Source organism: Streptomyces sp. NPDC056628 (assembly GCF_042792555.1).
Classification (GTDB): domain Bacteria; phylum Actinomycetota; class Actinomycetes; order Streptomycetales; family Streptomycetaceae; genus Streptomyces.
This window is the reverse complement of sequence record NZ_JBHTWG010000039.1, coordinates 19,337-33,738: the sequence shown is the minus strand read 5'-3', so window position 1 is coordinate 33,738 and position 14,402 is coordinate 19,337. Positions and strand designations below refer to the sequence as shown.

Annotated in this window: 11 protein-coding genes and 1 pseudogene; 6 read left to right on the top strand and 6 right to left on the bottom strand. The window is 71.3% G+C overall.

Annotated features, from left to right (window positions below; translation table 11 throughout):
- Positions 1–20: 20 nt before the first annotated feature.
- The 4 genes and pseudogenes from ACFRAC_RS31295 to ACFRAC_RS31280 form a co-directional block, all read right to left on the bottom strand.
- Entirely contained in the window at positions 21–956 is a 936-nt protein-coding gene (locus ACFRAC_RS31295) for an amidohydrolase family protein (protein WP_382935751.1), read from the bottom strand.
- On the bottom strand, positions 953–1,948 hold the full coding sequence (locus tag ACFRAC_RS31290; RefSeq protein WP_382935749.1) for an aldo/keto reductase: 996 nt from the start codon (positions 1,946–1,948) through the stop codon (positions 953–955). Before ACFRAC_RS31290 ends, ACFRAC_RS31295 begins: the two co-directional genes overlap by 4 nt.
- A gap of 14 nt (positions 1,949–1,962) precedes the next feature.
- Positions 1,963–2,751, bottom strand: a pseudogene (locus ACFRAC_RS31285) (fumarylacetoacetate hydrolase family protein); the annotation flags it as partial.
- 112 nt (positions 2,752–2,863) lie between these two features.
- Positions 2,864–3,568, bottom strand: coding sequence for a FadR/GntR family transcriptional regulator (locus ACFRAC_RS31280; RefSeq protein WP_382935747.1), 705 nt, complete (start codon positions 3,566–3,568; stop codon positions 2,864–2,866).
- 303 nt (positions 3,569–3,871) lie between these two features.
- On the opposite strand from ACFRAC_RS31280, the gene ACFRAC_RS31275 reads away from it, so the two are divergent.
- From ACFRAC_RS31275 to ACFRAC_RS31250, 6 genes are all read left to right on the top strand, one after another.
- Positions 3,872–5,179 carry an enolase C-terminal domain-like protein gene (locus ACFRAC_RS31275; RefSeq protein ID WP_382935744.1) on the top strand — a complete coding sequence of 436 codons (1,308 nt, stop codon included), beginning with the start codon at positions 3,872–3,874 and terminating at the stop codon, positions 5,177–5,179.
- A complete protein-coding gene (locus tag ACFRAC_RS31270; RefSeq protein ID WP_382935742.1) occupies positions 5,176–5,934 on the top strand; it encodes an SDR family NAD(P)-dependent oxidoreductase in 759 nt (252 codons plus the stop codon). Before ACFRAC_RS31275 ends, ACFRAC_RS31270 begins: the two co-directional genes overlap by 4 nt.
- Positions 5,935–6,037: 103 nt before the next feature.
- Positions 6,038–7,114 carry a sugar ABC transporter substrate-binding protein gene (locus ACFRAC_RS31265; RefSeq protein ID WP_382935739.1) on the top strand — a complete coding sequence of 359 codons (1,077 nt, stop codon included), beginning with the start codon at positions 6,038–6,040 and terminating at the stop codon, positions 7,112–7,114.
- Between the two features lie 20 nt (positions 7,115–7,134).
- Positions 7,135–8,643 carry a sugar ABC transporter ATP-binding protein gene (locus ACFRAC_RS31260; protein WP_382935737.1) on the top strand — a complete coding sequence of 503 codons (1,509 nt, stop codon included), beginning with the start codon at positions 7,135–7,137 and terminating at the stop codon, positions 8,641–8,643.
- Positions 8,636–9,697: an ABC transporter permease gene (locus ACFRAC_RS31255; RefSeq protein ID WP_382935734.1), complete on the top strand. Its 1,062-nt coding sequence runs from the start codon at positions 8,636–8,638 to the stop codon at positions 9,695–9,697. Before ACFRAC_RS31260 ends, ACFRAC_RS31255 begins: the two co-directional genes overlap by 8 nt.
- Before the next feature lie 84 nt (positions 9,698–9,781).
- Entirely contained in the window at positions 9,782–12,256 is a 2,475-nt protein-coding gene (locus ACFRAC_RS31250; protein WP_382935732.1) for a glycoside hydrolase N-terminal domain-containing protein, read from the top strand.
- A gap of 59 nt (positions 12,257–12,315) precedes the next feature.
- Here the strand turns inward: ACFRAC_RS31250 and menC are convergent, their stop codons facing one another.
- Positions 12,316–13,428, bottom strand: coding sequence for an o-succinylbenzoate synthase (gene menC / locus ACFRAC_RS31245; protein WP_382935729.1), 1,113 nt, complete (start codon positions 13,426–13,428; stop codon positions 12,316–12,318).
- Positions 13,425–14,312 (bottom strand): hypothetical protein, encoded by an 888-nt coding sequence (locus tag ACFRAC_RS31240; RefSeq protein ID WP_382935726.1) that lies wholly within the window; start codon positions 14,310–14,312, stop codon positions 13,425–13,427. The genes menC and ACFRAC_RS31240 overlap by 4 nt, the downstream gene beginning before the upstream one ends.
- Positions 14,313–14,402: the final 90 nt, after the last annotated feature.

Genomic DNA, 14,402 nt, shown 5'->3' with positions numbered 1-14,402 from the left:
TCCGTAGGCAAGGCGTACGTTCACCCGGCCACCCCCAGCGGGCCGTCGTCCGCGGATCGTCGCGGCTGGTCGCTCTCGCCCAGTCCGTAGGCGCGTTCCGCCGTCGTGGTGAAGACCTGAGTGCGCTCGGCCGAGGTGAGGCCGGCGGTCAGTGCCTCCGCCGTGCCGACGACGTCCGCGTAGGACGCGGCCGACAGGCAGACCGGCCAGTCCGAGCCGAACATCACCCGCTGCGGGCCGAAGGCGTCGAGCACGATGTCGGCATAGGGACGCAGGGCGGCCACGCTCCGGTCGTTGGGGGCGGCCTCCGTGACCATCCCGGACAATTTGCAGAACACGTGGGACTGGGCCGCCAGTTCACGGATCAGCGAGGCCCAGGGCTCGAGTGCGCCCGTGGCGATGGACGGCTTGGCCAGATGGTCGAGGACGAACGTGAGTTCCGGCAGCTCCCGGACGGTGCTGATGGCGGCGGGCAGTTGATGCGGGAGGACGAGCAGGTCGTAGGCGAGGTTCACCTGTGCGACCGTGTGCAGGCCCCGGCGTACGTCGGGCCGGTTCAGCCAGCCGGGGTCCGGTTCGCTCTGCACCAGGTGCCGCAGGCCGACCAGATGGTCGCCGCCGGGCGCCGCCCGCAGGGTGTCCAGGGTGTCGGGGAGGCCGTCCGAGGTGAGGTCGGCCCAGCCGACGACGCCGGCGATCAGGTCGTCCGCTGCGGCCAGGGACAGGAACTCCGCGGTCTCGTCGAGGTCGGGCAGGACCTGGACCAGGACCGTACGGTCGATGCCCGTCGCCAGGGCCGACGGCGCCAGGTGCGCCATGGTGAAGTCCCTGCGCAGGGGGGCCATGCCGGGCGCGTCGAGCCATGTGTGCACGCGGCGCCGCGGGCCGGGGCCCGGGGCGGGGCCGGGGGCCGAGGCCGGCCGCCAGATGTGGTGGTGTGCGTCGATCCTGCTCATGATCCGTCCCGTTCGCGTTCGAGGGCGTCGAGCTCCGCCCACAGCTCTTCGGGGATCGTCGCGCCGGCGTGTGCGATGTTGACGGTGACCTCCTGGGAGCTGCGCGCCCCGACGACGACGCCGGTGACGGCGGGGTGCCGCAGCGGGAACCGCAGGGCCGCGGCGGCCAGCGCCACACCGTGGGCGGCGCAGCGCTCGCTGAGGGCGAGGGCGTGGCGTCGCACCGCTTCGGAGGCCGGCGTGTAGTCGTAGGTGGCGTCGGGTGCGAGGTTCGCCAGGATGCCGCTGTTGAAGACCCCGCCGACCAGGACGCCCACCCCGCGTTCGGCGCACGCGGGCAGCAGTTCGTCGGCCGCGCTGCGGTCCAGCAGGGAGTAGCGGCCGGCCACGAGGACGCAGTCGAGGTCCGTCTCGGTGACGAAGCGGGTGAGCATCGCCGCCTGGTTCATCCCGACGCCGATCGCCCGGACGGCTCCCTCGGCGCGCAGCCGGGCCAGTGCCGGGTAGGCGCCGGTGAGTGACTCCTTCCAGTGGTCGTCCGGGTCGTGGATGAACACGATGTCGAAGGCGTCGAGGCCGGTGCGCTCCAGGCTCTCGGCGAGAGAGCGGTAGACGCCGTCGGCACTGTAGTCGCGGATCCTGACCAGGTCGGGGTCGCCGTGGAAGTCCTCGTCCCCCGGCGCGGATTCTCCCGGTACGAGCAGCCGACCGATCTTGGTGGACACGATGCAGTCCGCACGCGCTTGACCGAGGCCGGTCAGGAACGCGCCGAGCCGTTGCTCGGCGAGCCCGGCACCGTAGTGCGGGGCCGTGTCGAAGTAGCGGATCCCGGCCGCCCACGCCGCCTCCAGCGTGCCGGTGGCGTCCCGGCCGCCGACCGTGGAGAACAGACCGCCCAGCGGCGCGGTGCCCAGCCCGATGCGGCTGACGGTGACGTGGGAGCGGCCGAGGGGAACCCGTTCGGCATACCAGGGGTGCGCCGCGGCGGACATCAGGCCTGCCCGACGACGTGCCGGGGAGTCACCAGCCGGGGGCCGAGGGGGTTGAAGGTCTCGCACGACTTCCCCTTGTCCCACTGTCCGCCGCGCTCGTGCTGGAAGGCGCGCTCGCTGACGTCGGCGGCGATGGCGTAGCCCGCGACGACGTCGTAGGCGGCAGCCAGGGAGTCCAAGCAGCGGGCGGTGCGGCCGATGGCGACCGCGAGTTCGATCTCGTAGTCCGTGCGGGTGCTGGTGCGCGGCAGGAGGACGGTGTCGTCGGGTCCGACCACCGTGTTGGACGCCTTCATGGAGATCACCGGCTCCGCCGGGGGCGGGGTGGCGGTCTCCTCGGCGTCATCGGCGTAGTTCAGCCCGATGGACACGACCTTGCCTGGGCGGGCCGCGGGTGCTCCGGTGCGCTGCGCGCCCAGGTCGTGTCCGTAAAGGCGCGTCGTCCGCTCGTAGGGCGGGCCGGGCGGTGTCCGGTGCGTGCTCTCGGCGTGCAGGACGGAAGCCCGCGTACTGGCGGTACGTGGACTTTCGGCCGGTGCGGCGAGTGGGGGTTCCCCCTGCCCGAAGAGCTCGGGGGAACGTGCCGGACGCTGGACGGCAGGCCGGACTTTGCGGACACGACCTAGGTCGATGCGCGGTAGGACTCCCCCGGCCGGCGCGGCGCGTGCGCGCTCCGCGCCGTCACCGGCCAGGAAGGCGCCGTCGATGTCGGCGGTCAGCGGGGTCAGGTCGTGTGCGAGGCCGTCGGTGTCGAGGACGGCGGGACGTTCCGAGCCCGCGGGACCCATGCGCAGAAACCTCATCGAAGTGCTCCTCACTGAGCGAGCGTGCCTGGCCGTGGCCCACGGCTGTCGGGGCCGGGCACGGGGCTGGTGACGTGTGGTGGACGAGGGTGGGTCGTGAACCACCCGGTGTTCACGGCAGGTCCGGGACGGCGCTGTTCGGCTCCAGGTGCTCGCGCAGCCACTGTTCGGTGGTGCTGACGTGCAGGAGTGCGGCGGCCCGCGCCAGGCAGGCGTCGCCGGCGACCAGTGCCTGGAAGATCGCCTCGTGTTCGGCGACGGTGCGGGCGGCGGCGTTGTCGTCGACCAGACCGCGCCAGACGCGTGCGCGCAGCGTCCGGCTGGAGATCCCCTCCAGCAGGGTGGCGAGGGTGGCGTTGCCGGTGGCCGCGACCACCGCCCGGTGGAACGCCGCATCGTGTTCGGTGAGCCGCTCGATGTCCTCCCGAGCCGCCCGCATCGCGTCCAGGTGCCGCTCCACCTCGGCCAGTTCCCCGGCCGAGATGCGGGTGGCGGCCAGTCCGGTCGCGACCGGTTCGAACAGCCGGCGCACCTCCGTCAGCTCCAGCAGGGTGTCGCCGCGGAGCAGTTCCACCGCCGATCCGATGCTGCTCAGCAGCAGCTCCGGTTCCAGGCTGGTCACGTATGTGCCGTCGCCCCGGCGGATCTCCAGCACGCGTGCGACCACCAATGCCTTGACCGCCTCCCGCATCAGGTTGCGGGACAGCCCCAGCTCCACGGCCAGCTGCTGCTCCGGCGGCAGTTTGGCACCGGGCGGCAGCTCGCCTGACTGGATGAGGTCCCTGATGCGGTCGATGGCCTTGTCGGTCAGTGACATGCGACTGCTCCCTGCTCGTTGCCCAGGCGGCGGCAGCGTAGCAATACATCCCATCAATCGGGAAGAGACGGGGAAGTCGAAGGCGCCCTCCCACATACCTTCGCCGCAAACATGCAGGTGGAGAGCGAGCACTTACATATCCCCCTTCCAAGGTATGGACACCAGGGTGGGGCGACTCTATAAATCCATCCCATGTCCAGCGTCTGCCGTAGCAGAGCGGACATCTCGTTGACACACGATGACGGGTGGTGGCCATGGAGCCGACACGACACCGGACCCTGCGAACCGAAGACGCCGGGCCCGATGAGTGAGCTCATCAGCGCGGTCGAGGCCGTGGACGTACGGTTCCCGACCTCGCGGGACCTCGACGGCTCCGACGCCATGAACCCCGAACCCGACTACTCGGCGGCGTACGTGACGATCCGCACGAGCGCCGGCGGCCGGGGACACGGCCTCGCCTTCACCGTGGGACGCGGCAACGACGTCGAGGTCGCCGCCGTACGCGCCCTGGCCCCGCTGATCACGGGGCTCCCGGTGGCGGAGGTGCTGGCCGATCTCGGCGCCTTCTCCAGGCGGTTGACCGGCGACAGCCAACTGCGCTGGCTCGGCCCGGAGAAGGGGGCCATCCACATGGCCGCCGCGGCGATCGTCAACGCCGTCTGGGACCTGTACGGTCGCCGCACCGGCAAGCCGGTCTGGCGGCTGCTGGCCGACCTCTCCCCCGAACAGCTGGTCGACCTGGTCGACTTCCGCTACCTCCAGGACGCCCTCACCCGCGACGAGGCCCTGGACATCCTGCGCCGCGCCGCGCCCGGCCGCGCCGAGCGCACCGCGCACCTGCTGGAGCACGGCTACCCCGCGTACACCACGACCCCCGGCTGGCTCGGCTACGACGACGAGAAGCTGGTGCGGCTGTCCAAGGAGGCGGTCGCCGACGGATTCGGCCAGATCAAGCTGAAGGTCGGCGCCGACCGCGAGGCAGACCGACGCCGCATGCGGCTGGCCCGCGCGGCGGTCGGCCCGGACATCAGGATCGCCGTCGACGCCAACCAGGCGTGGGGAGTTCAGCAGGCCATCGACTGGACGGCGTCGCTCGCCCCCTACGACCCGTACTGGATCGAGGAGCCCACCTCGCCGGACGACATCCTCGGCCACGCCGCCATCCGCCGGGCCGTGGCGCCGGTCAAGGTGGCCACCGGCGAACACACGCACAACCAGGTGATGTTCAAACAGCTCCTCCAGGCGCAAGCCCTCGACGTCCTGCAGCTCGACGCCAGCCGCACCGCAGGCGTCACCGAGAACGTCGCCATCCTGCTGCTGGCCGCCAAGTTCGGCGTCCCGGTGTGCCCGCACGCCGGCGGGGTCGGACTGTGCGAGATGGTGCAGCACCTGGCGATGTTCGACTTCGTGGCCGTCAGCGGCACCACCGAGAACCGTGTCATCGAGTACGTCGACCACCTGCACGAGCACTTCACCGACCCGGTCCGCATCCGCGACGGCCGCTATCTCGCCCCGTCCTCCCCCGGCATCAGCGCCGAACTCCATCGGCGGTCCCTGGCGGACCACCGCTACCCCGACGGCCCGGTGTGGAGCGGGGAGGCCGAGGGATGAGCACTCCCGACTGCGCGGGACTGACAGCCCTCGTCACCGGCGGCGCCTCCGGCATCGGGCTGGCCACCGCACGCCTGCTGGCCGCCCGCGGGGCCCGTGTCGCCTGCCTCGACCTCGAGCCCGACGGCCTGCCCGATCCCCTGATCGGGATCCGCGCGGACGTGGCCGACGACGCGAGTGTGCGGACAGCGGTCGCAGAGGCCGCGCGCGTCCTCGGCGGCATCGACATCCTGGTCAACAACGCCGGCATCGGCGCCCAGGGCACCATCGAGGACAACGCCGACGACGAGTGGCACCGGGTGTTCGACGTCAACGTCGTCGGCATGGTCCGGGTGACCCGGGCCGCCCTCCCCCACCTGCGCCGCTCCGACAGCGCGGCCATCGTCAACACCTGCTCCATCGCCGCCACCGCCGGGCTGCCCGACCGGGTGCTGTACTCCGCGACGAAGGGCGCCGTGCTGGCCCTGACCCGGGCGACGGCCGCCGACCTCGTGCACTGCGGGATCCGCGTCAACTGCGTCAACCCCGGCACCGCCGACACTCCCTGGATCGGCCGCCTCCTGGACCGCGCCGCGGACCCCGCGGCCGAACGCGCCGCCCTCAACGCCCGCCAGCCGATGGGACGTCTCGTCTCCGCCGACGAGGTCGCCGCGGCCATCGCCTACCTCGCAAGCCCCCTGTCCGGCTCCACCACCGGCACCGACCTCCCCGTCGACGGCGGCATGCAGGGCCTGCGGACCCGTCCGCGCACCTGACCCCGCTCCTTCCCCTCCCCTCCCGAGACCGGCGCCCGCACACCGCACGACCGGTCCCGTACGCAGCGCGTCCGCGCGACCCCGTCAGCAAGGAGAGCGAGCCATGCAGCTCAGGTTCACCAGGTACGCCTGTCTCGGCGCCCTCGCCGCCCTGTCCGTCCCCGCACTCACCGCCTGCGGGGGTTCGGGATCCGCGTCGGCCTCGGGCCAAGGCGGTGCTTCCACCGTGGTCGGGGTCGACTACCCGCGCTCCGACACCGACTTCTGGAACTCGTACATCAAGTACACCCCGCAGTTCGCCAAGGAACTCGGACTCGACCTGAAGACCACCAACTCGCAGAACGACGTCGCCAAACTCACCGCCGACGTCCAGACGTTCATCAGCCAGGGCGTCAAGGGCGTCGCGATGGCGCCGCAGGACACCGCCGCCATCGCACCCACCCTGGCGCAGCTGGAGGCGAAGAAGATCCCGGTCGTCTCCGTGGACACCCGCCCCGACACCGGCAACGTGTACATGGTCGTGCGCGCGGACAACCGCGCCTACGGCGAGAAGGCCTGCCGGTTCCTGGGGACCAAGCTGGGCGGCAAGGGCAAGGTCGTCATGCTCCAGGGCGATCTCGCCTCCGTCAACGGCCGTGACCGCACGGAGGCGTTCAACGACTGCATGAAGGAGAACTACCCGGCCGTCAAGGTCTTCGGCGAAGCCACCAACTGGGACGGCGCCGTCGCGGCGCAGAAGCTCCAGACCGACCTGACCGCCCACCCCGACATCAAGGGCGTCTACATGCAGTCCAGTTTCGCGCTCTCCGGCACCCTGCAGGTACTCAAGCAGAAGGGCCTTCTGGTCGGCCCCGAGGACGAGAAGCACGTGTTCGTGGTCTCCAACGACGGCATCCCCGAGGAGCTCAAGAACATCGCCGCGGGCAAGATCGACGCCACCGTCTCCCAGCCGGCCGACCTCTACGCCAAGTACGCCCTCCAGTACCTCAAGGCGGCGATCGACGGCAAGACGTTCAAGCCCGGCAAGACCGACCACGACAGCACCATCATCCAGGTCCGCGAGGGCCTTCTGGAGGACCAGCTCTCCGCGCCCCTGGTGACGGCGGACGGCGCCACCTACGGCGGGGTCCCCAGCCTCAAGAGCGACGACAGCTCCCTGTGGGGCAACAACCTCAGCTGACCGGAAGGCGATTCGCAGACATGTCTACGGCTGCGCCCGTCGCCCAGGCGGCGGCGATAACGAAGAGGTTCGGTTCCACCGTGGCGCTGCGCGACGCCGGGATCACGATCGCACCCGGCCAGACCCACGCACTGGTCGGGCGCAACGGCGCGGGCAAGTCCACGCTGGTCTCCATCCTCACCGGACTGCACGCACCGGACGAGGGCACGGTCACCTTCAACGGCGAACCGGCGCCCCGGCTCGCGGACCGGGACGGCTGGCGGCGGCGGGTGGCGTGCGTGTACCAGAAGTCCACCGTCATCCCCGAGCTGACGGTCGCCGAGAACCTCTTCCTCAACCGGCACGACCGCGGTCGCGGCGGTTTGATCAGCTGGCGGACGGTGCGGGCCAGGGCACACGAACTGCTGCGGACCTGGTCGGTCGACGTGGACGTGCGGACCCCGGCGGGAGAACTCGACGTCGAGCAGCGCCAGTTCCTGGAGATCGCCCGGGCCCTGTCCTTCGGGGCCCGCTTCATCATCCTCGACGAACCCACCGCGCAGCTGGACGGAGCCGCGATCAACCGGCTGTTCGCCCGGATCCGGGACCTGCAACGGCAGGGCGTGACCTTCCTGTTCATCAGCCATCACCTCCAGGAGATCTACGAGATCTGCGACACGGTGACGGTGTTCCGCGACGCCCGGCACATCCTGACCGCCCCGGTCGCCGAACTGCCGCGCGCCGAACTGGTCGCCGCCATGACCGGCGAGGGCGCCACCGAGGGCGCCAGGGCCCGCCGCCGCCCGGCGGACAGCGGGTCCCCCGATGTGCTCGTCGTGGAGGATGCGACGCTCGACGGGAGTTACGAGGACGTGTCCGTCCGTGTGCGCGGCGGGGAGATCGTCGGTCTCGCCGGCGCGGCGAGCAGCGGTCGTATCGACGTGGCGGAGACGGTCGTCGGACTGCGGGCCGCCGATACCGGCACGGTGCGGATCGCCGGGGCGCGTCCACGCCCGGGCAGCGTGCCCGCCGCCCTGAAGGCCGGCGTCGGCTTCGTCCCGCAGGACCGCCACCAGCAGGGTTACGTGCCGCAGATGTCCATCGCGGACAACGGCACCCTCACCATCCCCGAACGGCTCGGTCCGCGCGGCTTCATCGACGGACGCCGCCGGGACACCTACGCCCGTTCCCTGATCGAGAACCTGGCGATCAAGACGCCGGGGCCGGAGCTGCCCGTCTCCGGGCTCTCCGGGGGCAACCAGCAGAAGGTCGTCATGGCCCGCGCCCTGGCCAGCGATCCGAAGGTGCTGGTCCTGATCAATCCGACCGCCGGCGTCGACGTGCGCTCCAAGGAGTTCCTCCTCGGAAAGGTCGAGGAGATCGCCGAGTCCGGTACCGGCGTGCTCATCGCCTCCGACGAACTCGACGACCTGCGCATGTGCGACCGGGTCCTGGTGATGTTCCAGGGCCGAGTAGTGGCCGAGAAGGCCCGCGGCTGGCACGACCACGAGCTCGTGGCCGCAATGGAAGGAGTGGACCTCGATGTCTGAGAGCGCGACTGCGGCCGCCGCGAAGAGTCCCGACGACGGCCTGCCCGATCCCGCGAGCGACCAGCCGGCCACCCGCAGGGCAGGCGGGCGGAGGCTGGCCTTCGCACGGCTGCGGGACCTGGCACTCATCCCCGCGATCATCGTCATGGCGATCGTCGGCCAACTGGTCAATCCGGTGTTCCTGCAGCCCGACAACCTGATCAACGTGCTGCAGACCATGTCCGAGATCGCCCTGCTGGTCCTCGCCCAGACCCTGGTGCTCATCGTCAAGAAGATGGACCTCTCCCTGGAGTCCACCGTCGGACTCGCCCCCGGCGTCGCGGCCTGGCTCACCGTCCCGGCAGGCGCGGCACACGGCGTCGGACTGCTGCCCGGCGCCTGGTCCATCCCCGTCACCCTGACCGTCGGTCTCCTCGTCGGGGTGGTGAACGCGCTGTTCATCATCCGGTTCGGGCTCAACGGCTTCATCGTGACGCTCGGCATGCTGATCGTGCTGCGCGGCATCCTCACCGGCATCTCCGGCGGCCAGACCTTCTTCCAGCTGCCCCAGTCGATGCTGTACCTCGGCACCACCCAGTGGCTGGGCATGCCCGCCTCGGTGTGGATCTGCCTGATCCTCTTCGCCCTCGGCATCGTCGTGCTGGGCTTCACCAGCTTCGGCCGCTCCCTCTACGCGATCGGCGGCAACGTCGACGCGGCGAAGGCGGCCGGCATCCGCACCGACCGGGTGCTGTGGATCGTCATCGTCACCGCGAGCGTCCTCGCCGCGACGAGCGGCCTGCTGCTCTCGGGACGCCTGGCCTCGGTGGCCTCCGCCCAGGGCAACGGCTACATCTTCACCGTGTTCGCCGCCGCCGTCATCGGCGGCATCAGCCTCAACGGCGGCAGGGGAACGGTCTTCGGCGCGTTCACCGGCATCCTGCTGCTGTTCCTGATCCAGAACGTCCTCACCCTCGGCGGTGTCCCCGCCCAGTGGATCGGCGCCCTCAACGGCGCGATCATCCTCGTCGCCCTGGCGCTGTCCCGCATCACCGGAGGCAAGGCGCAGGACTAGACACCGCCCGACCCGCTGGTGCGCACCGGCCCGCCCCGCTCCCGGATGACCAGCCCGACCCGCACTCGAAAGGCAGGCATTCTCATGGAACGAAGAGGCTTTCTCGTCACCTCCGCAGCGACATCGGCCGCACTGGCCGTCGGTGTTCCGGCCGCCTCGGCGGCCGCGGCCCCACAGGCCGCGGCGGAGGCGGAGGACGCCGCCGCGCCGGACGCCTCGCGCCTGGCCCTGTGGTACGGCCAGCCCGCGGGCCAGTGGCTGGAGGCTTTACCCCTCGGCAACGGCCGCCTCGGTGCCATGGTCTTCGGCGGAGTCGACACCGACCGGCTCCAGCTCAACGAGGACACACTGTGGGCGGGAGGCCCCTACGAACCGGCCAACCCGCAGGGCCTGGCGAACCTCCCCGAGATCCGGCGCCGGATCTTCGCCGGCCAGTGGGGCTCGGCCCAGGACCTGATCAACTCGACCTTCCTGGGCAACCCGGTCGGGGAGTTGATGTACCAGACGGTCGGCGATCTGCGCCTGACGTTCCCCGGCACGGCTGACGTCGGCTCCTACCGACGGGAGTTGGACCTCGACGCCGCCGTGGCCACCACGACGTACACTCGTGATGGAGTGGCCTACCGCCGCGAGGCGTTCGCCAGCCATGCCGACCAGCTGATCGTGGTGCGGCTGACCTCCGACACCCCCGGCGCCCTCTCGTTCACCGCCGCTTTCGACAGCCCTCAGCAGACCCAGAAGTCCTCCCCCGACCCGATCACCGCCGCGCTGGAGGGCACCGGGCAGACCCGAGAGGGCATCACCGGCCGGGTCCGCTTCCGCGCGCTGGTCCGTACCCGCGCCGAAGGCGGCACCGTGCGCAGCGAGAACGGCACCCTCACCGTGACCGCGGCCGACGCGGTGACCCTGCTGGTGTCCGTGGGCACCAGCTACAACGACTACCGCGACGCCTCCGGCGACCACCGCGCCCGCGCCGAGCGCCCGCTCAACGCCGCCGCCGACACCCCCTACGGACAACTGCGCGCCCGCCATGTGCGCGACCACCGCGCCCTCTTCCGGCGCGTCGGGCTCGACCTCGGTGTCACGGATGCCGCCGCCGCACCGACCGACCAGCGGGTGGCCGCCTTCGCCCAGTCCGACGATCCCCATCTGGTGACCCTGCACTACCAGTTCGGCCGCTATCTCCTCATCGCCTCCTCCCGTCCCGGCACCCAGCCCGCCAACCTGCAGGGCATCTGGAACGACCAGCTCTCCCCGCCCTGGGACTCCAAGTACACGATCAACATCAACACGGAGATGAACTACTGGCCCGCCGCCACCACCAACCTTCTGGAGTGCTGGGAGCCGATCTTCGCCCTGCTCGACGACCTCGCCCAGGCGGGACAGAAGACCGCGCGGGTGCAGTACGGCGCGAACGGCTGGGTCGCCCACCACAACACCGACGCCTGGCGCGGCACCGCGCCGGTGGACGGCGCGTTCTGGGGCATGTGGCCCACCGGTGGCGCCTGGCTGGCCACCTCGGTCTGGGAGCACTACCGCTTCACCGGTGACCGCGAGGCACTGCGCCGACGCCTGCCGGTCGTCGAGGGCGCCGTCCGCTTCTTCCTCGACGCCCTCGTCACGGATCCCGGCACCGGCCATCTGGTGACCTGCCCGTCCGTGTCTCCGGAGAACGCCCACCACGCCGGCGTGTCCGCCTGCGCGGGTCCCACCATGGACAACCAGATCCTGCGCGACCTGTTCGACGGTTACCTCGCCGCCTGTGCCGCGCTCGGCGTCAACAGTCCGTACGCCGCCCAGGTGCGCCAGGCCCGAGCCCAGCTTCCGCCCATGAGGATCGGCGCGCTGGGGCAGTTGCAGGAGTGGCAGCAGGACTGGGACGGCGGCGCGCCCGAGCAACAGCACCGTCACGTCTCCCACTTGTACGGTCTGCACCCGAGCAACCAGATCTCCAGGCGTGGCACCCCCGAACTGTTCCGGGCCGCACTGAAGACGCTGGAGATGCGCGGGGACGCCGGTACCGGCTGGTCCCTCGCCTGGAAGATCAATTTCTGGGCGCGCGCGGAAGACGGATCGCGCTCCTACAAACTGCTCACCGACCTCCTCACTCCCGACCGCACCGCTCCGAACCTGTTCGACCTGCACCCGCCGTTCCAGATCGACGGCAACTTCGGCGCCACCGCGGGAGTGACCGAGTGGCTGGTGCAGTCCCACACCGACGAGGTCCACCTCCTGCCGGCGCTGCCCCCGCAGCTTCCGCGGGGCCGGGTCACCGGCCTCCTCGCCCGCGGCTCCCTCACCGTCGACGTCTCCTGGAGCGACGGCGCGCTGACCCACGCCCGCCTCGCGGCACGCCGGACCGGCACGGTCCGGCTGCGCACCGCGGCACCCGTCGCGGTGCACACCGAGGGCGGTCCCCGAACCGACGTGAAGCGCCCCGAGAACACCGTCGTCGCGTTCGACGCCCGGGCGGGCATGAAGTACGTGATCACGCCGCTGCCCACGAACGGGCCTGCCTACGGCCCTGCGCCGGCATCGCCGAACGCACCGCGGCCCTGACGGACTGGCCTCGTCCGCCCCTCTTGACCCTGCGTCGGACACGGGCGCCCGCCTCACGCTCACCCGGTCGGCCGCAGCGCCTCCCGTTGTGTCACGAGCTCGTCGAGGACCTCGGGGATGGGGGCGACGCCGATCCCCGGTGCGTCCGGTACCGGGATCGTGCCGTCGGTCACCCGGAACGGCTCGGTCAGATCCTGCCGGTAGTAGCGGTCCGAGCCGGAGATGTCGGACGGCAGAGTGAAGTTGGGGAGGCCGGCCAGTGCCAGATTGGCCGCCCGCCCGATCCCGGTCTCCAGCATGCCACCCGCCCAGACCGGCACCCCTGCCGCCGCACAGACGTCGTGCACCCGGCGGGCTTCCAGGTAGCCGCCCACCCGGCCGGGCTTGATGTTGACGATGGCGCACGCGCCGATGCGGATCGCCTCGTGCGCCGCCCGCGCGGAGACGATCGACTCGTCCAGGCAGATCGGCGTGGTCAGCGACCGCGCCAGCTCGGCGTGGCCGGCCACGTCCTCCTCCTCCAGCGGCTGCTCCAGCAGCAGCAGCCCGTACGGGTCGAGCCCGGCCAGATGCCGGGCATCGGCGCGTGTGTAGGCCGAGTTCGCGTCTGCCTGGAGAAGGATGTCGTCGCCGAAATGCTCGCGCACGGCGGCGACGGGTTCGATGTCCCAGCCGGGCTCGATCTTGAGCTTGATCCGGGCGTAACCGTCGGCCAGGTAGCCGCCGACCGTGTTCAGCAACTCCGGCACCGACTCGTGGATGCCCACCGACACGCCCGAGACGATCCGGGACCGAGTGGCTCCGAGGTGTCGGCTCAGTGGTACCCCGGCCGCCTTCAGCTCGGCGTCCAGCACCGCGGCCTCCACCGCCGCCTTGGCCATGCGGTGACCGCGCACCGGGGCAAGCGCCGAGGCCACCGCCGCCGCTGTGACGTTGGCGGCGGCGAACAGGCGCGGCAGCAGGTGGTCGGCGATGACGCGGTGGGCCGCGCCGGTGTACTCACTGGAGTACAGGGGGTCCGACATCGCCACGCACTCCGCCCACCCCTCGGCATCAGAGGTGATCACCCGCACCAGCAGCACGTCCCGGAGTGTCTGGGTTCCGAACGAGGTGCGGAACGGGGAGACCAATGGCATGCCGAGGCGCAGCAGCTCCACCGATTCGATTTTCATGCGTGCTCCTTGTGGGGTGTGGCCGCGGAAGGGCTGAGGACGTACCAGCCGTCACGGGTGACGCCGGTCCACCGGTATCCGGCGTCGAGCAGCGGACTCATCGCGTCGCGCAGCGCGGGCCGCCAGACGCCGAGGAGTTCGCGGTCGAGGTGCAGTGTTTCGGGGACGCGCAGCCGGACCTCCGCCTCGGTGGACGGCGCCGGGCCCCGGGGTGGCCCGGCCGCGGGCGGGTGCGGCAGGGGCGCGAGTCGGCGGGGCCGGCCGTCCTCGCCGATGTCCAGTACGTGCAGCCGCTCGTGCGGTATCCGTTCGGCGGTCCGGTCCGGTCCCCCCGCGGAGGCGCGGGGTGCGTCCCTGGCGGGCGTGGAGTCGGCGGGCGTGGAGTCGGCGGTCAGGTCCCAGCGCACGAGCACCCGATCGGTCGGGACGCCCGCGTTGTAGCCGTCGTCCATGGGCCCGTAGAAGTCCGGGTGATAGGACACGCCGACCGCTTGCAGACGGGCGATGTTGAAGGTGGCGTTGCGCCGTAGCAGCGGGTCGAAGGTCCACGTCATCGTGGTGATGCCGCGCGTGAGGCACCAGTCGCGCTGGGCCAGTTTGATGGCTGTGCCCACTCCGGTCCTGCGTGCGCCGCTGTCGACGGCGACGATGTGCGAGTGCAGGCCGCGTCGGGCCGGGTCGGCGCCGCACAGTCCCACCGCGCCCCCGACCAACTGCCCGGCTGCGTGGGCGCCGAGGACCATCCCTCCGGTGTGGCTGAGTGCGCGCAGCACGGCGAAGGGCACCTGCGGTTGCCCCGTCCTCCACACGCGCATGAAGAGGGCCGTGAGGGCTTCGAGTCCGGTGCGGTCACTGATGCTCCGCACCCGTACGTCCGGGTCCATGTCCCGCAGGCTGCCCGATCGCAGGTGTCCCTGCCTCGTCGCCCGCGTCAAGGCACAGGGCCCGGCCTTGTCGCGGACGACAGGACGCGA